This window comes from Streptomyces sp. DT190, assembly GCF_049846985.1.
Lineage (GTDB): Bacteria > Actinomycetota > Actinomycetes > Streptomycetales > Streptomycetaceae > Streptomyces.
In genome coordinates, this window is the sequence record NZ_JBNCNM010000006.1 from 315129 (window position 1) to 332366 (window position 17238).

The window sequence follows — 17238 nt, forward strand, 5'->3', positions numbered from 1 at the left end:
TCTGTTTCCTCCGTCGGGGCACGCGGCGCCTCCCCCACCAAGGCGCCCGGGTCTCGGTCACACAGTGCGCGACCTCAGGACCGTCCTCAGAGCCGGGCGCACCGGATCGCTCACACTAACCGCCCACTTCAGTGCAGAGCGACGGCGGTGACAAATTCCACGTCCCTACACCTGGGCAATTCGCCCATTTCCCGGGTGAAGAGTTCGTTACATGGAAGTGCCTTGGGGGCCGCTTTACTCACACGTGTCCTCGGCCGCGGTGTTCCCCCGGAACGTCGGCGGCGGGGAGACGGTGACGACCGGCGCGGAGAACGGCCCCGGATGCGAATCCCCGTACGACCCCTCACGCGCCCGAGTGGGCCGCAGAGGCGCGGAACCGCGCGGCACGTCGCGGGCGATCACCACCGGGGTGTCCGTGCGCAGCCGCTCGAACAGCCGGTCCGCCTCGGGCTCCACGAGCTGGTCGCGATTGGCGTCGTACGTATACGACTCCCGGGGGACGGTCAGGAATTGCACTTGTTCCATGGGGATGTCGCGCAGACCGCGCACGAGTTCGTACAAGCCGCGCAGACTCGCCAGATCCGGGTCGGTGGTGAGAGAGGACGTGGCCGCGTCGAGCACGGGATACAGCTTCGCCGGATTCAGCAGGACGTCATTGCTGCGCACCTTGTTGACGAGCGCTCCGAGAAATCGCTGCTGCCGTTCCATACGCTCGGTGTCGCTGCCGTCGCCCAGCGTCTTGCGGGCCCGGACGTAGCCGAGGGCCTGCTCGCCGTCGAGCTTCACGCGCCCGGCGGGCAGCCGCAGCCGGGCGGCCCGGTCGTCGATCGGCTCGCGCAGGCACACCTCGACGCCGTCGACGGCGTCGACCATCTCCTTGAAGCCGTGGAAGTCGACGACGACGTGGTGGTCGACGCGGATGTCGGTGAGCTTCTCGACGGTGCGGATGGTGCAGGCCGAGCCGCCCACCTGGAACGCCTGGTTGAACATGGCGAACCGCGGCGCGCTGCGCGACCCGTCCCGGCGCCGGCAGGCGGGCAGGTCCACCATCAGGTCCCGGGGCAGGGAGACGGCCGTGGCGCTGCGCCGCCCCGCCGACAGGTGCAGCAGGATCGCGGTGTCCGAGCGCTCGGTGCCCGAGTCGCGTCCGTAGCGGGCGTTGCCGTCGCCGTGGCGGGAGTCCGAGCCGATCAGCAGGATGTTGCGCGCGTCCTTGACCAGCGAGGTGGGCCGTTCCTTCTCGTACCGCCTGAGCTCGGCGGCGGCCGCCTCGTCGGGGGTGATGTTCCCGCTGAGCTTCGCGTAGACGGCCCAGCCGGCGGCCACGCCCGCCACGAGGAGCCCGGCCGCCACGAGCGCCGCGACGCGCACCCGCCGCGCCCGGCGCCGCCGCACGCGCCCCCGCTCGCTGGCGGACGCCCCCAGGCCCGGACCGACCCTGTAGCCCACGGCAGCAACCACCCCTCCTGACGCCGGAACGTCCCACGCGCAGTGCTCCTACGACGATGGCGCGGATGAGGGGCGGGGGCCGGGTCGGGATGGGCCGGACGGGGGAGGGCGCCGTCCCGGGCCCGGTGACGGACCCGCCCGGCGCCGACGGCGCCTACCGGGCGATGACCGTCACCCGCTCGCTCTCCACCCGCTTGTCCAGCACCCCGTCACCCGCCTGCGCCAGGTTCCGGCACAGCACCACCGAGCCCCCGGTGGCCAGGGGCGCGTACAGCCCGGCGTTCAGCCCCTCCCAGGTGTCGTACGGCAGCCCCGACAGGATCCGGGAGCCGGGCCCGGTCAGCCCCAGCCCCGTCGCCTCGGCCCGCGCCCGCTCCACGACCTCGGCCCCGCTGAACTCCCGCCCGGCCACGATCAGCGCGGGCTCGTCCGGGTCCACCGGCGCGTACGGCACGAAGCGGTCCCCCTGCCCCGGCACCTCCACCGCGTAGTCGGCGAACCCCTCGGGCGGCTGCGGGAACCGGCCCCCGAGCGGGCGCAGCGCGAGCGCGATCCGGGACCCGGAGCAGGCCCGGGCCGCCTCCAGCCCGTCCGGCCCGCTCACCACCACGTCGGCGGCGCGCACGTCCCCCGTCACGTCGGCGACGACCCCCACCGACGCACAGGCCAGCAGCCACACGGCCGTCTGCCAGTGCGCCGGCAGCAGCAGCGCCACCCGGTCCCCGGGCTCGACGGACAACTCGTCCTGGAGCAGGTTCGAGGTCTTGGCCACCCAATTGGCGAAGGTGGCCACGGACAGTTCGACGCGTTCGCCCGTGGCGTCGTCGTAGAAGGTCACCAGGGGGCGTCCCGGATCCGCGGCGAGCGCGGAAGCCAGCAGGTCGGCAGGGGTGCGATCGGTGGCGTTCACCCGCGCAAGCGTACGCGGCGCCTTCCCCGCCACCCAACGGCCGGCCAGCGCACCGCCCCGAATCCGCCACCGGTTCGGCCGAACGCGGCCGACGGCCCGTCAACTCCCAAATGGACAGACTTATACGACTATGTCCAAGATCAGGGGCATGCGTGGATTCCTTGCTTCCTCGATCGGTGTCACCTGTGCGGCCGCTCTGGCCCTTCCCCTCACCCCACCCGCCCTCGCGGCGACCCCGAGACCGGTGCCGACCGCGGAGGCCGCGACGAGCACGAGACCCGTGCTCCCCGCGGGGACCCCGGCCGCCGCCACGACCCCCCGGCGCGCCGCCGCAGCGGCCGTCCCCGGCAGCACCCAGTCGCTCCCCCTCGAACCCCTCACCCGCAACCGCGCCACCCCCTCCGCCCCCGCCCCCGAACAGGGCCTGCAACGCCGCGCCGTACGCCACTTCTCCCTCGTCGGCGTGGTCTGGGACGACCCCGAGGCCGAACTGCACGGCCGCGTCCAGGTCCGCACCCGCGCCGCCGGCACCGGCACCTGGTCCGGCTGGCAGGACGTGGAGACGCACAACGCCGAGCACGGCGCCGACCGGGACACCGCCGAGAGCGACTCGGGCCGCGTCCGCGGCGCCACCGCCCCGCTGTGGGTGGGCGACTCCGACGGCGTGGAACTGCGGGTCCGCTCCGAGACCGCGAGCGCGGGATCCGGCTCCGCCCACCCCGGCGCCCGCAACCTGCCCCCCGCGCCCCCGCTCCCGTCCGGTCTCCGGCTCGAACTCGTCGACCCGGGCGAGGACGCCCCGCGGCCCGGCGCCCCGGCGGACGGCCCCCGTACCGCCGCCCTCGCCGGCGAGAGCGCCGCCGCCGCCGAGGCCTCCGCGGTCAACGCCGACCTCGCCCCCCTGGGCGCCACCGAGATCTCCGCCCTGAACCGGGCGGAGACCGAGCGGGAGTTCCTCGCGTTCCAGGACGGCGGGGCGACGGAGCAGCAGCAGCGGGCCAGGCCGTACATCGGCCCGCGCCCGGGTATCGTCACGCGGCGCGGCTGGGGCGCGGACGAGGGGTTGCGGGAGCCGGGCTTCCGGTACACCAAGAAGGTCCGGGCGGCCTTCGTGCACCACACCGCCAGCGGCAACAACTACCGCTGCTCGCAGGTGCCTTCACTCATCCGCAGTATCTACCGCTACCACGTCGGGAGCATGGGGTGGCGGGACATCGGCTACAACTTCGTCATCGACAAGTGCGGAAAGATCTACGAGGGCCGGGCCGGAGGCGTGGCGAGACCGGTCCTCGGCGCGCACACCCTTGGTTTCAACAGCAACAGCATGGGGATCGCCGTCCTCGGGTCGTACGACACGAAGAAGCCGACGAAGGCCGCGGTCAAGGCCGTCGCCCGGCTGACCGCGTGGAAGCTGGGGCTGTACCGGGTGAATCCGAAGGGGAAGACGTACCTGAAGTCGGCTGGCAGCAACCTGCACCGGAAGGGTAAGAAGGTCCGACTGAACGTGATCTCCGGGCACCGGGACGGCTTCATCACGGAGTGCCCGGGGCGGAAGCTCTACGGCAAGCTCGGCTCGGCCCGCTCCAAGGCGGCCCGGTACCAGGGCCGCTGAGCACCGCGTTCGACCGCCGTCGGGGGGCATGCGGGGGCACGGGACGGAATGCCGCACGGCCAGCGAAGGCGCCACGGAACGGTCTGCATACACTGACCGGCCGAAAGACAGTTCGGCCGGTCCCGGCAGGAAGCAGAGACGACACGTGACAGAAGCGATCCTCCTGGTCGGCGGCAAGGGCACCCGGCTGCGCCCGCTCACGGTGCACACGCCCAAGCCCATGGTCCCGGCGGCCGGGGTGCCCTTCCTCACGCACCAGCTGGCGAGAGCGAGAGCGGCGGGTGTCGAGCACATCGTCCTGGCCACGTCCTACCTGGCCGAGGTCTTCGAACCGTACTTCGGCGACGGCTCCGCGCTGGGGCTCCACCTGGAGTACGTGACGGAGGAGGAGCCGCTCGGCACGGGCGGCGCCATCCGCAACGTCGCCTCCCGGCTGCACTCGGGCCCGGACGACCCGGTCCTGATCTTCAACGGCGACATCCTGACGGGCCTGGACATCCGGGCTCTGGTGGCCACCCACGAGTCGACCGGCGCGGACGTCTCCCTGCACCTGACGAAGGTGACGGACCCGCGGGCCTACGGCCTGGTCCCCACCGACGACACGGGCCGGGTGCTGGCGTTCCTGGAGAAGCCGCAGACCCCGGAGGAGATCGTCACCGACCAGATCAACGCGGGGGCCTACGTCTTCCGCCGCTCGGTCATCGACACGATCCCGCCGGGCCGGCCGGTGTCGGTGGAGCGGGAGACCTTCCCCGACCTGCTGTCCGCCGGGGCCCACCTGCAGGGCATGGTCGACTCGACGTACTGGCTGGACCTCGGCACCCCGGCCGCGTTCGTGCGCGGCTCGGCGGACCTCGTCCTGGGCCGGGCTCCCTCGCCCGCGGTCCCCGGCCGCTGCGGTGACCGCCTGGTCCTGCCGACGGCGATGGTCGCGGCGGACGCGAAGCTGTCGGGCGGCACGGTGGTGGGGGAGGGCGCGTTCGTCGCCGAGGGCGCCCGCGTCTTCGGCAGCACGATCCTGCCGGGCGCGGTCATCGAACCCGGCGCGGTCATCACCGACTCCCTCATCGGCAGCCGGGCCCGCGTCGGCGAACGCTCGGTCCTCACGGGCACGGTCATCGGCGACGGCGCGGTGGTCGGCCCCGACAACGAACTCCGCGAGGGCGCCCGCATATGGTGCGACGCCCGCATCCCCGCGGGAGCGGTCCGCTTCTCGTCCGACCAGTAGCGACCCGCCACTGCGTGCCGGTCGCCCCACCGGGGGCGGCACGGGCGGGCGAATGGGGGTCCCCCTGCTCCGAGCGCGGCCGGGAGCCCGGGGGAGGCACCCCGCGCTCCGCCGGGCCGCGCGGCATCCCGCCCTCGGCACCGGCACCGGCCGTTATGGCGCCGGGCGCCGGGGGTCGGGCAGTGCGCGCGGCATCCTGCCCTCGGCACCGGACCGGCCGTTACCGGCGCCGGGCGCCGGGCGCCGGGGGTCGGGGGTCGGGCAGTGCGCGCGGCGTCCGGCCCGCGGGACCAGCACCGGCACCGGTGGCAGTTCGCGCGGCGTTCGGCCCTCGGCACCGGACCGGCCGTTACCGGCGCCGGGCGCCAGGGGTCGGGCAGTGCGCGCGGCGTCCGGCCCGCGGGACCAGCACCGGCACCGGTGGCAGTTCGCGCGGCGTCCGGCCCTCGGCACCGGACCGGCCGTTACCGGCGCCGGGCGCCAGGGGTCGGGCAGTGCGCGCGGCATCCTGCCCTCGGCACCGGCACCGGCACCGTTACGGGCGCCGGGCGCCAGGCGCTGGGCACTGGGACATCGGGCAGATCCTCAGATCTGCCCGATGTCCCACCGCGGCATCTTCGGCGCCCTCCGCGCCGGCACCCGCTCGCTCAGCAGGATCAGCCGGGCCGCCCGGTGCCGCTGACCCGCGTACGGCTCCAGCAGCTCCAGCATCACGGAGTCGTCCGCGTCCCGGTCCCCGGCCAGCGCCCACCCCACGATCCCCGGCAGATGCAGATCGCCGACGGTCACCTCGTCCGCCGCACCATGACTGCGCTGCACCGTCTCCGCCGACGTCCACGGCCCCACCCCGGGCACGACCTCCAGCCGCGCACGGGCCGCCCCCGGTTCCATCCCCACGGCCTCCTCCAGCCGCGCGGCGACCCGGACGGCACGCAGGATCGTCGACGCCCGCTTGTCGTCCACCCCGGCCCGGTGCCACTCCCAGGACGGGATCAGCGCCCAGGTCCGCGGCGCCGGCATCACACACATCCGCCCGGGCGCGGGCCCCGGCGCCGGCTCGCCGTACTTGCGCACCAGCAGCCGCCACGCCCGGTAGGCCTCGTCCGTGGTGACCTTCTGCTCCAGGATCGACGGGATCAGCGACTCCAGCACCAGCCCGGTCCGCGTCAGCCGGAGCCCCGGCCGCCGGTGCCGCGTGATCGCCAGCAGCCGGTGCCGCGGCACGAACGCCGACGGATCGTCGGCCGCGCCGCACAGCTCCGGCAACCGCTCCAGCAGCCACGCCGCCCCGGGGCCCCAGGCCTCCCCGCGGACCCGGCCGCCGGCCGCGGACACCCGCAGCGTCCCGGGCCCGGCCGGTGTCAGAGCGGCCCGCCACACGGACCCGTCCGGCATCGCCCGGAACGTCGGATCGCCCGGGCCACGCCGCAACGGCCCGAGCACCAGACCGAGATCCAGCGGCCCGTCCGGCACCCACTCCCGCACCCGCCCGGGCCCCGCCGCCTGCCGCGGCACGCCCGGGCCCACGGCGACATGCCCACCGCGCACCGTCGTGCGCGTGGGTCTGGGGGCGAAGCGTCCTGCCATGAGTGAACGTCCCTGGACGGCGGGGTGGGGCCCTACGAGGGTAGGCCCCGGCCGGTCCTTCTCACCCCACCTGCCTCACCGCACCTCGATGAACGCCCCCGCGTCCCGCTCCGCCCGCGGCCGCGGCTCCTCCGCCGGATGCCCGACCGCCACCGCGCCCATGGGGTCCCACTCGGCCGGCAGCCCCAGCACCTCGCGCACCACGTCCCGGCAGAACATCGTCGAGGACACCCACGCCGACCCCAGCCGCTCCCCGGCCAGCGCGACGAGGAAGTTCTGCACACCGGCGCCGGCGGCGACGACGAACATCTCCCGCTCGGCGGTGTCCCGCCGCGCGTCGCCGTAGGTGTGCGAGCCGTCCATGACGAGACAGGGGACGACGAGGTAGGGCGCGTTGCGCAGGACGTCCCCGCGCCGCACCCGCCTGGCGATCGACTCCTCGGTCCTGCCGTCCCGCCGCAGATCGGCGATCCAGGCCTCCCGCATGGCGTCCAGCAGCCGCGTCCGCGACTGTGGCGACTCCAGCAGCACGAACCGCCACGGCGTGGTGTGGTGCGGCGCCGGCGCGGTCACGGCCGCGGCCACGGCCCGCCGTACGGCGCCCGGGTCGACGGGCTCGTCCGTGAAGGCCCGGACCGTGCGCCGCTGGGTCACCGCCAGGCGCACCGCCTCCGACGTGCCGAGCCGGAACATGTCGTCGCGGGCGCCGCGCACCAGGGCGCGCGCCCCCTCCGGGCCGTCGTCCTCCGTCACCACGTGGGGCAGTCCGCGCACCACCGCGACGGGCAGCCCGGCGGCCTTGCCCTTGACGAGGTCGCCCGCCGCGGCGAGTTCGTCGGCCGTGGCGACGACGGTGGCGCTGAGCGGGTTGCCGTGGGCGTCCGTGCCGCCACGCAGGTCGTCGAGCACACGCACCCCGGCGGCGCCGATCGCCACGTCCGTGAGCCCCGCGCGCCAGGGCCGCCCGGAGGTGTCGGTCACGACGACCCCGACGTCGACACCGAGGGCGTCCCGCAGTCCCGCGCGGATGGCGCGGGCGGACGCGTCCGGGTCCTCGGGCAGCAACAGCACCGTGCCGGAGGGGGTGTTGGAGGCGTCGACCCCGGCCGCCGCCATGACCAGGCCCTGCCGGTTCTCGACGATCCGCAGCCCGCCCCGGCGGGCGACCACCCGGACCGTCTCCGCGTCGATCGCGGCCTCACGGTCCGCCGCCCGGACGATCCGGCCCTCCGCCTTGGACACGATCTTCGACGTGACCAGCAGGACGTCGCCGTCGGCCAGTCCCGGCTCGGCGTCCGCTATCAGCTTGGCCAGATCGTCCCCGGCGGTGACCTCGGGCAACCCGCCCACGGCCCACACCCGGTACCCGCCGGCGTGCTCCGCGCCGCTCACGCGCCGCGCACCTCCTCCGCCAGGGCCAGCGCCTCCCGGGCCATCCGCGCGGTCGCGTCGGCGTCGGTCATCATCAGCGGCACGGCCCGGCAGCGGATCCCGGCCGCCTCGACCCGCTCCACCGCGCCCGCGTCGACCGTGTCGACGAGCCAGCCGTCGAGCAGGCCCGAGCCGTAGTGCTCGGCCACCGCCGTCGCGGTCGACTCCACGCCCACCGCGGCCAGCACCTTGTCGGCCATGCCCCGCACGGGCGCGTCGCCGACGATGGGGGAGAGGCCGATCACCGGCACTCCGGCGTCGGCGATCGCCTCCCGGATGCCGGGCACCGCGAGGATCGTGCCGATCGACACGACCGGGTTGGACGGCGGGAACAGGATCACGTCCGCGTCGGCGATGGCCTCCAGGACACCCGGCGCGGGCTTGGCCTGGTCGGCACCGACCGGCACGACCGCCTGCGCGGGCACCGAGGCGCGCAGCCGCACCCAGTACTCCTGGAAGTGGATCGCCTTGCGCTCGCCGTCGAGCTCGACCGCCACATGCGTCTCGACCCGGTCGTCGGTCATGGGGATGAGCCGCACGCCCGGCTGCCACCGGTCGCACAGCGCCTGCGTCACCGCGCTCAGCGGGTACCCGGCGCCGATCATCTGCGTCCGCACGATGTGCGTGGCGAAGTCCCGGTCGCCCAGACCGAACCACTCGGGCCCGACGCCGTACGCCCCGAGCTCCTCCTTCAGGTGGAAGGTCTCGTCGGCACGGCCCCAGCCCTGCTCCTCGTTGATGCCGCCGCCGAGCGTGTACATCACCGTGTCGAGGTCCGGGCAGACCTTGAGCCCGAAGAGGTGGATGTCGTCCCCGGTGTTGCCGATGACCGTGATGTCCGCGTCCGGCACGGCCCGCTTCAGACCACGCAGGAACCGGGCACCACCGATGCCGCCTGCCAGAACCACAATGCGCATGGGAGCCAGTCTCGCAGGCGCCCGCGACAACCGGTGAGCGGCTGTGGACAACCGGCCGGCGCCACGGCCACCGGCTGTGGACAACGGCCCGGTGCCACGGCGACCCGCCCGTGGTCCGGGGTCAGGCGCCGACCGCGTCCGGCTCGGTCAGGGCCTCGCAGTGCGGCGCCGTGTGCATCGGCATCTCCGTCAGGCCCGGGTAGTACACGTGCAGACTCACCGCCGGTTCGAGTGCGTCGTTCACCACCTCGTGCACGTACCCCGGCGCGAACACGCGCTGCGCGCCCGCCCGCAAGGCGCGCGTGCCCCGCTCCGTGCGCTCGGTCAGCGTGCCGTCCAGCACGGTCAGCACCCCGGAGGAGCGGCCGTGGTCGTGCAGCCCGCTGCCCTGCCCGGGCACCCAGGACAGCAGCCACACCTCGTAGCCCGGGCCGCTGCGCAGCCGGTGGTACCAGCGGCTGGTCGCGTCGTAGCGGACGAGATGCTCCCACTGGGAGCGGTCGGCGGCGAGGGTGCGGGCGAGTCCGACGAACTCGGCGACGGTGGAGGGGTGCTCCCGCGGGGTCTGGAGCAGGTGCGTGACCTCGAGGATGTCGCCGGCGATCTGGAGGTCGCTGTCGCTGTTCATGGGTGTGGTGGTTCCTCAGTGAAAAGAAGGTCAGAGGGAACGGCGGCCGAGGAACGGGTGGCTCGGCCTTCAGCTGGAGCGGGTGGGGCTCAACAGCTGGAACAGCGACAGCTACAGCGAGCGCGGGCAGCACCGAAGGACCCGGCGGTGCGGGTCGAGGTGAGTGCCAAGTTCGCGAGCATGCCCACAAGGACACCGGTTCACACCCGCACTGTCAACTCGGCACCCGGTATGTGGGATGAGGTTCACCTCATCCGGTCGATCGCTCAGATGAAAGGTTTGTTCATGGTCCGCCCGGGACACATGGCGTCCATCCGGGCGGACAAACCCCGTTGCGTACTCGTGATCCGACTGTGATGCGGTTCGCTTCGAGGGGCGTGTCGGAACGGGATCGAACTCCTGGGCGTCCTTCTTCGTAGAGGTCTGCGAGGGGTCCGGCGGATGACGTGAGCCCTTCGGGGCTCTGTCTGTGTGTCAGGTTTTATGGTGATTTGAACACTTTCCGCATGGGCTTGGTTCCGCAGAGTGAATAAGGGGCTCAATAGCAGATCTCGGCTTGACTCGCCCGGAGCAGCACACTTGTAATTTCACTCGTGTCGTTCAGCCGGAATCGGTAACGGCTAGATCACGGGGACGCGAAAGACAGACGAGGGGCGCACATGACCGAGACGGTGCAGCAACTGCTGGTCGACGACGCGGACGAGGAACTCGGCTGGCAGGAGCACGCACTGTGCGCCCAGACCGACCCCGAGTCCTTCTTCCCCGAGAAGGGCGGCTCGACCCGGGAGGCCAAGAAGGTCTGCCTCGCCTGCGAGGTCCGCTCCGAGTGCCTCGAGTACGCCCTCGCCAACGACGAGCGCTTCGGCATCTGGGGCGGCCTGTCCGAGCGGGAGCGCCGCCGGCTGAAGAAGGCGGCCGTCTGACCCGGCCCTCATCGTGAACGGCCCGTCGCCGGTGGGTTGTCCACAGGCGGCGGGCCCCCTTGTTGCACAGCCGATAGTGTGGTCGCTCGTCCGAGACGCCACGCTGCCCCCACCGGTCGCGGGCGTCCACCGCAGTCCACCGAACCGGGGCCCGTACCTCGATGTCCGTGCACAGCCACTCGGCAGCTCATCACGACAGCGCTGCCACACCTGAGTTCCCGCGTCATGTGGTGACCGCGGTCCTCGTCTCCCACGACGGCGCCCGCTGGCTGCCCGACGCGCTCGCCGGGCTGCTCGGCCAGGAGCGGCCCGTCCAGTACGCGATGGGAGCCGACACCGGCAGCGCGGACGACTCCGCGCAACTGGTCACCGACGCCCTCGGCGCCGACCGTGTGCTGCACCTGGCCCGCCGCACGGGCTTCGGCCAGGCCGTCGAGGAGTGCGACCGAACGGCCCCGCACCTCACGCCGGAGGAGCTGCCCTACCTGAAGCGGCCCAGCGGCTGGGACCCGGTCACGCGCTCGTGGCGCGACGACGCCTACGACCTGCCCGAGCTCCCGCACGGCGAGCCGGTCCAGTGGCTGTGGCTGCTGCACGACGACTGCGCCCCCGAGCCCGACGCCCTGGCCCAGCTGCTGCGCGTCGTGGACAACGAGTACGAACTGGGCCGCGAGGACGTCGCCGTGGTCGGCCCCAAGCTGCGCGGCTGGTACGACCGGCGCCAGCTGCTGGAGGTCGGCGTCTCCATCGCCCACTCCGGCCGCCGCTGGACCGGCCTGGACCGTCGTGAGCAGGACCAGGGCCAGCACGACCACGTCCGGCCCGTGCTGTCGGTCTCCACCGCCGGCATGCTGATCCGCCGGGACGTCTTCGAGGAGCTCGGCGGCTTCGACCGGCACCTGCCCCTCATGCGCGACGACGTCGACCTGTGCTGGCGGGCCCACGCGGCCGGCTACCGCGTCCTCGTCGCCCCGGAGGCGGTCGTCCGGCACGCCGAGGCGGCCTCCCGCGAGCGCCGCACGGTCGACTGCGTGGGGCGCACCGCCGCCTCCCCGCACAAGGTCGACAAGGCCGGCGCCGTCTACGCCCTGCTCGTCAACTCCCGTACCGCGGTGCTGCCCTGGGTGCTGCTGCGGATCGTGCTCGGCACCCTGCTGCGGACCCTCGCCTACCTCGTCGGCAAGGTCCCCGGCCAGGCCGTCGACGAGATCCGCGGGCTGATGGGCACGCTGCTCAGGCCCGAGCGGATCCTCGCCGGGCGGCGCCGCCGGGGCGCCCCGCAGATCGACAAGGGCGAGCTGCGGCAGCTGTTCCCGCCGCCCGGCGCGACCGTCCGGGCCACCGTCGAGCAGGTCGCCGGCAATCTGGTGGGCAGCTCCGACCCGGAGGTCACCTCCGGCGCCGGGCGGCACGGCGGAGCCGTCGAGTCGGGCCCCGGCGGCGACGACGCCGACTTCCTGGAGATCGAGCAGTTCGCCCGGCTCAAGCGCATCGCCCGCAAGCCCGGCCCGGTGCTCTTCCTGGTGCTGCTGCTCGTCTCCCTGACCGCCTGCCGCGCGCTGCTGGGCGGCGGTGCCCTGGCGGGCGGCGCGCTGCTGCCCGCCCCGGCCGACTCCGCCGAGCTGTGGGCGCGTTACCTGGACGCCTGGCATCCGGTCGGCGCCGGCGGGACCTCCGCCGCGCCCCCGTACGTGGCCGTCGTGGCGATGCTGGCGTCCCTGCTGTTCGGCTCGACCGGCCTCGCCGTCACACTCCTGCTCGTCTGCTCGGTGCCGCTGGCCGGCCTCACCGCGTACTTCGCCTCCCGGCCCCTGGTGGAGTCCCGGCTGCTGCGCGCCTGGGCCGCCGTCGTCTACGCCTTCCTGCCCGCCGCCACCGGCGCCCTCGCCGGCGGCCGCATCGGCACGGCCGTGCTGGCCGTCCTGCTGCCGCTCGTCGCCCGCGCGGGCATCGCCGCGAGCGGCCTGGCCAACCCGGCAGGCACGCGCGGCAGCTGGCGCGCCACCTGGGCCTACGCACTGCTGCTGACCATCACCACGGCCTTCACGCCCCTGGTGTGGCCCATCGCGCTGCTGCTGGGCATCGGGCTGCTGGCCCTGCGCCGGTCCGAGCTGCCGGCCTACGGGCTGCGGTTCCTCGCCCAGCTCGGCACGCCCCTGCTGATCCTCGCGCCCTGGTCGCTGACGCTGCTCCCGTTCGGGTTCTTCCGGGAAGCCGGCCTGGAGTACGGCCCCTCGGCTGCCTCCGCCCTGGACCTGCTCGGCGCCAGCCCGGGCGGCCCCGGCACCGTCAGCGGCCTGATGCTCATCGGCATCGTGCTGGCCGCGCTCGCCGCCCTGCTGCGCTCGGAACGCCAGACGGGCATCCGGACGGCCTGGACGGTCGCCCTGACCGGCTTCGTCTTCGCGGTCCTGGCCAACGGCTCCACCTGGGCCGGCCCCGCGACCCTCGTCTACGGCATCGCCCTCCTCGCGGCCGCCGCGCTCGGCGCCGACGGGGCACGCGCGCGGGTGGCCGAGCAGAGCTTCGGCTGGCGCCAGCCGGTCGCGGCCCTGATCGCCTTCGCCTCGGCCGCGGGCCCGCTGCTGATCGCCGCCGGGTGGATGATCCGCGGCGCCGACGGACCGCTGGAGCGGCGCGACCCCGTCCAGGTCCCGGCGTTCGTCGCCGAGGAGAGCGGCACCCGCGACCAGGCCCGCACCCTCGTCCTCGACAGCGACTCCGGCGCCCACGTCGGCTACATGCTGGTGCGCGGCTCCGGCGCCCGCCTCGGCGACGGCGAGATCGCCGCCGCCGACGGTGAGAACACCCGGCTCGACAAGGTCGTCGCGAACCTGGTCGCGGGCTCCGGTGCCGACCAGGCCGACCAGCTCGGCGGCTTCGCCGTGCGCTACGTCCTCGTCCACCAGGGCACGCCCCGCGAGATCACCCGCGTCCTGGACGCCACACCGGGCCTGACCCGGCTCAGCCAGCAGAGCGGCGGCGCGCTGTGGCGGGTCGACCGCGAGGTCGCGCGCGCCACGATCGTCCCGGCCTCCGGTTCCGGCACGCCCCAGCCGGTCGCGGCGGGCCCCGTCGAGATCCACACCACGCTTCCGTCCGGCGCCGGCGGGCGCGTGCTGCGCCTGGCCGACACCGCCTCCGACGCCTGGACCGCCACCCTCGACGGCAAGCCGCTCACCCCGACCACGGTCGACGGCTGGGCCCAGGGCTTCGAACTCCCCGCCGGCGGCGGCCGGCTGGACGTCACCTACGACGACCCGATCGGCCACACCGCCTGGCTGTGGACCCAGGGCGCGCTCGCCCTCGTCCTGGTGGTGCTCGCCCTGCCCGGCCGGCGCCGCGACATCGACGACGACCTGCCCGAGGAGCCGGCCGTGCCCGCCCAGGCCGTCGCCGGCGAGGGCCGGCGCGCCCGGCGCCTGCGCGCCCAGGCGGAAGCGGAGGCGGAAGGCGCACCCGGCGGTCCCGAGGAGTTCCCGGACTTCCCGCCCCCGCAGCCCGAGCAGCCCCCGGCGAGCGTCCCGCAGCAGAACCACGGCCAGTGGGACGGCTACCAGGGCGGCGAGTACACCGGCTACGGCGACCAGTACGGGAACGACCAGCCCACCCCGTACCCGGCCGACGCCTACGGGCAGCAGTACCAGGCGGATCCGTACCAGGGCGGCCAGTACGACCCGTACGCCTACGGCGGCGACCCCCAGGCCCCGTCGTACGACCAGCAGGGCTACGACCAGGCCTACACCCAGGGCTACGGCACGCCGTACGACCCGGCGCAGCAGCACCACCCCCACGGCACGGGCAGTGAGCGTCCCGACGGGAGCCAGCAGTGAACCGCACCACCTTGTCCCTGATCGCCGGCACGACCGCGCTCGCCGCCGTCACCGGCTTCGCCGTGCTGTCCCAGCCGGACGCCCCGGGCGGGGCGGCGACCGCCGGTGCGGCCGCCCAGCTGCCCGTGGAGCGCACCAGCCTGCTGTGCCCCGCGCCCAGCACGTCCGAGATCGCGGACACGTCGTACACCTCCTTCACGCCCGTCACCAAGGGCACCGGCAGCGGCGGCAAGGCCGAACTGCGCGCGGCGGCGCGGCAGTCGGCGGACGGACCGGCCGCGGGCACGGAGGACGGCGAGTCCGGCGGGAAGCAGACCGGGAAGCAGAGCGAGAAGCCGGTGCTGACCCCCGAGGAGCCCGGCAAGCCGGTCACCGGCGACAGCTCCGGCTCCGAGCCGCCCGCCCTGGTCGGCACCGCCGACGGCCGTTTCGCGCCGGGCTGGACGGTCCAGGAGACCACCGAGGTCGCCGCCGGGACCGGGCGCGGCCTGCAGGGCGTCAACTGCACGGCTCCCGACACGGACTTCTGGTTCCCGGGGGTGAGCACCGCGGCCGACCGCACCGACTACGTCCACCTGACCAACCCCGACGACTCGGCGGCGGTGGTCGACATCGAGCTGTACGGCAAGGACGGCGCCCTGAAGTCGGCGGTGGGGGAGGACCTGACGGTCCAGCCGCACTCCAGTGAGCCGGTCCTGCTGTCCACCCTCACCGACGAGGAGCAGTCCGGCCTCACCGTGCACGTCAACGTGCGCAGCGGACGGGTCGGCGCCGCCGTGCAGGCCCTCGACGACAAGATCGGCGGCGACTGGCTGCAGGCGTCCGCCGACCCCGCGGGCAGCCTGGTGCTGCCCGGCATCCCCAAGGACGCCACCTCGGTGCGGCTGGTCGCCTTCGCGCCCGGCGACGCCGACGCGGACCTCAAGGTGCGCCTCGCCTCGCCCTCCGGCCTGATCACCCCGGCCGGCCACGAGACCGTGCACGTCAAGGGTGGCATGACGACCTCCGTCGACCTCGGCGACGTCACCCGCGGCGAGGCCGGTTCCCTGGTGCTGACGCCGACGGAGCGGTCCGTGCCGGTGGTGGCCGCCGTGCAGGTGGTGCGCGGCAAGGGCGACAGGCAGGAGTCGGCGTTCATCCCGGCCGCGCGTCCCGTCGGCACGCGCGCGACGTCCGCCGACAACAGCGCGAAGGGCAGCACCCTGTCCCTGACCGCTCCCGACGGCGCGGCCACCGTCAAGGTCACCGCCTCGGCGGGCAGCGAGGGCGGCACGCCGGTGTCGAAGACGTACACGATCAAGGCGGGCACGACCCAGGACGTCGAGTTCCCGGTCCCGGCCGGCCTGAAGGGCACGTTCGCGCTCACGGTCGAGCCGGTCTCCGGCGGCCCGGTCCACGGCGCGCGCACCCTGACGGCGGCGGAGGGCGGCGTCCCGGCGTTCACCGTGCAGACGCTGCCCGACGACCGGGGGACGGTCGCCGTGCCGGAGGCGGACGAGGACCTGTCGGTGCTGCAGAAGTAGGCGCGAGGGGCCTGCTCAGCCCTGGTCCTCGCCGTACCGCGGGTCGACGGTCTCCGGGGTGAGGCCCAGCAGCTCGGCGACCTGCTCGACGACGACCTCGTGCACCAGCGCGGCCCGCTCGTCGCGGCCCTTGGTGCGGATCTCCACCGGTCGCCGGTAGACGACCACGCGCGCGGGGCGCCCCTCGCGCGCGCTGATCGTGCCGCCGAGCGGGACCGCCTCGTCGTTCCAGGCCTGGCCCGGCCCGTCGAGCCGCGGCACCTCCAGCACCAGGAAGTCGATGTCGGCGAGCTGCGGCCACCGCCGCTCCAGGCGTTCCACGGAGTCCTGCACCAGATCCGCGAACGCCTCCGCGCGGCTCGCGGCGAGCGGCACCTGCGGGGGTGCGATCGGGCCGCGCATGCCGCGGCCGTGGCGATCACGGCGGCGGGGCCCGGGGGCGGCGGCGCGGGGCGTTACGGGCTTGTCCATCACTGGTGAAGGGTAGTCCCCGCCGCGTCGGTGCGCCCGGCACCGCACGGGCGCACGGACGGCTTCCGGCCGACCCGCTCGGCATGTCGTTACATGCCCATTCAAGCCAAGGTTGGGCTCGATTCCGTATCCCGCCGAGACCGGTGACCTCACGGCAATTGACGGTTTTGTGGCGACTCTTGACCGCTTGGGGGACGGTCCGACAGCGTGGGCGAGACTGTCCGGGCAGGTCAGAAAGGTGCCCTCGAAAGAGGGTGTGGGGTGTCTCACAGCACGACACGGTGGAGTGACCTGGTGGAGAGTCGTCGCGGCCCGCTCAAGAGTGCGGTACCGTCCAACGTCGTGAGCCCTGTACGTCGCTGTTCGCGCACCGCCTGCGGCCGTCCCGCCGTTGCGACGCTGACGTACGTCTACGCCGACTCGACCGCGGTCCTCGGCCCGCTCGCCACCTACGCCGAACCCCACTGCTACGACCTGTGCGCCGAGCACTCCGAGCGCCTCACCGCACCGCGCGGCTGGGAGGTGGTCCGGCTCCTCGACGGCTCGGCCCCGGCCCGTCCGAGCGGCGACGACCTGGAAGCGCTTGCGAACGCCGTGCGGGAGGCGGCCCGTCCCCAGGAGCGGGCGGCCGGTGCCGGCGGCGGCGGCCGTGCGGCCGACCCGATGGAGGTCGCGCGCCGCGGGCACCTGCGGGTCCTGCGGTCGCCCGACAACTGACCCGGCTCC

General features: G+C 74.3%; 13 protein-coding genes. 6 read left to right on the plus strand and 7 right to left on the minus strand.

Going from position 1 to position 17238, the window contains the following annotated elements; genetic code table 11:
* Window positions 1-234: 234 nt before the first annotated feature.
* Window positions 235-1449, minus strand: coding sequence for an LCP family protein (locus tag ACPXCS_RS14460; protein ID WP_425946797.1), 1215 nt, complete (start codon window positions 1447-1449; stop codon window positions 235-237).
* Between the two features lie 154 nt (window positions 1450-1603).
* Window positions 1604-2359 carry a TIGR03089 family protein gene (locus ACPXCS_RS14465; protein ID WP_425946796.1) on the minus strand — a complete coding sequence of 252 codons (756 nt, stop codon included), beginning with the start codon at window positions 2357-2359 and terminating at the stop codon, window positions 1604-1606.
* 148 nt (window positions 2360-2507) lie between these two features.
* On the opposite strand from ACPXCS_RS14465, the gene ACPXCS_RS14470 reads away from it, so the two are divergent.
* Window positions 2508-3971 (plus strand): N-acetylmuramoyl-L-alanine amidase, encoded by a 1464-nt coding sequence (locus tag ACPXCS_RS14470; protein WP_425946795.1) that lies wholly within the window; start codon window positions 2508-2510, stop codon window positions 3969-3971.
* Between the two features lie 145 nt (window positions 3972-4116).
* Complete coding sequence (locus ACPXCS_RS14475; protein ID WP_425946794.1) at window positions 4117-5199, plus strand: sugar phosphate nucleotidyltransferase; 1083 nt, start codon at window positions 4117-4119, stop codon at window positions 5197-5199.
* Window positions 5200-5784: 585 nt separating this feature from the next.
* Here the strand turns inward: ACPXCS_RS14475 and ACPXCS_RS14480 are convergent.
* The 4 genes from ACPXCS_RS14480 to ACPXCS_RS14495 form a co-directional block, all read right to left on the minus strand.
* Complete coding sequence (locus ACPXCS_RS14480) at window positions 5785-6786, minus strand: DNA-3-methyladenine glycosylase family protein (protein ID WP_425946793.1); 1002 nt, start codon at window positions 6784-6786, stop codon at window positions 5785-5787.
* Between the two features lie 75 nt (window positions 6787-6861).
* A complete protein-coding gene (locus ACPXCS_RS14485; RefSeq protein WP_425946792.1) occupies window positions 6862-8178 on the minus strand; it encodes a coenzyme F420-0:L-glutamate ligase in 1317 nt (438 codons plus the stop codon).
* The gene (gene cofD, locus ACPXCS_RS14490; protein WP_425946791.1) at window positions 8175-9134 is read right to left on the minus strand and encodes a 2-phospho-L-lactate transferase; all 960 of its coding nucleotides are present in this window, start codon (window positions 9132-9134) and stop codon (window positions 8175-8177) included. Before cofD ends, ACPXCS_RS14485 begins: the two co-directional genes overlap by 4 nt.
* Window positions 9135-9255: 121 nt before the next feature.
* Window positions 9256-9762 (minus strand): cysteine dioxygenase, encoded by a 507-nt coding sequence (locus tag ACPXCS_RS14495; protein WP_425946790.1) that lies wholly within the window; start codon window positions 9760-9762, stop codon window positions 9256-9258.
* A 659-nt stretch (window positions 9763-10421) separates the two neighbouring features.
* On the opposite strand from ACPXCS_RS14495, the gene ACPXCS_RS14500 reads away from it, so the two are divergent.
* From ACPXCS_RS14500 to ACPXCS_RS14510, 3 genes are all read left to right on the plus strand, one after another.
* Window positions 10422-10685: a WhiB family transcriptional regulator gene (locus tag ACPXCS_RS14500; RefSeq protein WP_425946789.1), complete on the plus strand. Its 264-nt coding sequence runs from the start codon at window positions 10422-10424 to the stop codon at window positions 10683-10685.
* Window positions 10686-10846: 161 nt separating this feature from the next.
* The gene (locus ACPXCS_RS14505) at window positions 10847-14518 is read left to right on the plus strand and encodes a glycosyltransferase (RefSeq protein WP_425946788.1); all 3672 of its coding nucleotides are present in this window, start codon (window positions 10847-10849) and stop codon (window positions 14516-14518) included.
* Window positions 14515-16041, plus strand: a complete 1527-nt coding sequence (locus tag ACPXCS_RS14510; protein WP_425946787.1) for a DUF5719 family protein — start codon at window positions 14515-14517, stop codon at window positions 16039-16041. Before ACPXCS_RS14505 ends, ACPXCS_RS14510 begins: the two co-directional genes overlap by 4 nt.
* 15 nt (window positions 16042-16056) lie before the next feature.
* Here ACPXCS_RS14510 and ACPXCS_RS14515 read toward each other — a convergent pair whose 3' ends face one another.
* Window positions 16057-16512 (minus strand): metallopeptidase family protein, encoded by a 456-nt coding sequence (locus tag ACPXCS_RS14515; protein WP_078885356.1) that lies wholly within the window; start codon window positions 16510-16512, stop codon window positions 16057-16059.
* Window positions 16513-16806: 294 nt separating this feature from the next.
* On the opposite strand from ACPXCS_RS14515, the gene ACPXCS_RS14520 reads away from it, so the two are divergent.
* The gene (locus tag ACPXCS_RS14520; RefSeq protein ID WP_010034669.1) at window positions 16807-17229 is read left to right on the plus strand and encodes a DUF3499 domain-containing protein; all 423 of its coding nucleotides are present in this window, start codon (window positions 16807-16809) and stop codon (window positions 17227-17229) included.
* Window positions 17230-17238 lie beyond the last annotated feature (9 nt).

Coding starts and splice junctions, on each gene's coding strand:
- ACPXCS_RS14515 (WP_078885356.1), bottom strand. CDS start 16,512: ATGGACAAGCCCGTAACGCCCCGCGCCGCCGCCCCCGGGCCCCGCCGC.
- ACPXCS_RS14470 (WP_425946795.1), top strand. CDS start 2,508: ATGCGTGGATTCCTTGCTTCCTCGATCGGTGTCACCTGTGCGGCCGCT.
- ACPXCS_RS14480 (WP_425946793.1), bottom strand. CDS start 6,786: ATGGCAGGACGCTTCGCCCCCAGACCCACGCGCACGACGGTGCGCGGT.
- ACPXCS_RS14505 (WP_425946788.1), top strand. CDS start 10,847: ATGTCCGTGCACAGCCACTCGGCAGCTCATCACGACAGCGCTGCCACA.
- ACPXCS_RS14495 (WP_425946790.1), bottom strand. CDS start 9,762: ATGAACAGCGACAGCGACCTCCAGATCGCCGGCGACATCCTCGAGGTC.
- cofD (WP_425946791.1), bottom strand. CDS start 9,134: ATGCGCATTGTGGTTCTGGCAGGCGGCATCGGTGGTGCCCGGTTCCTG.
- ACPXCS_RS14500 (WP_425946789.1), top strand. CDS start 10,422: ATGACCGAGACGGTGCAGCAACTGCTGGTCGACGACGCGGACGAGGAA.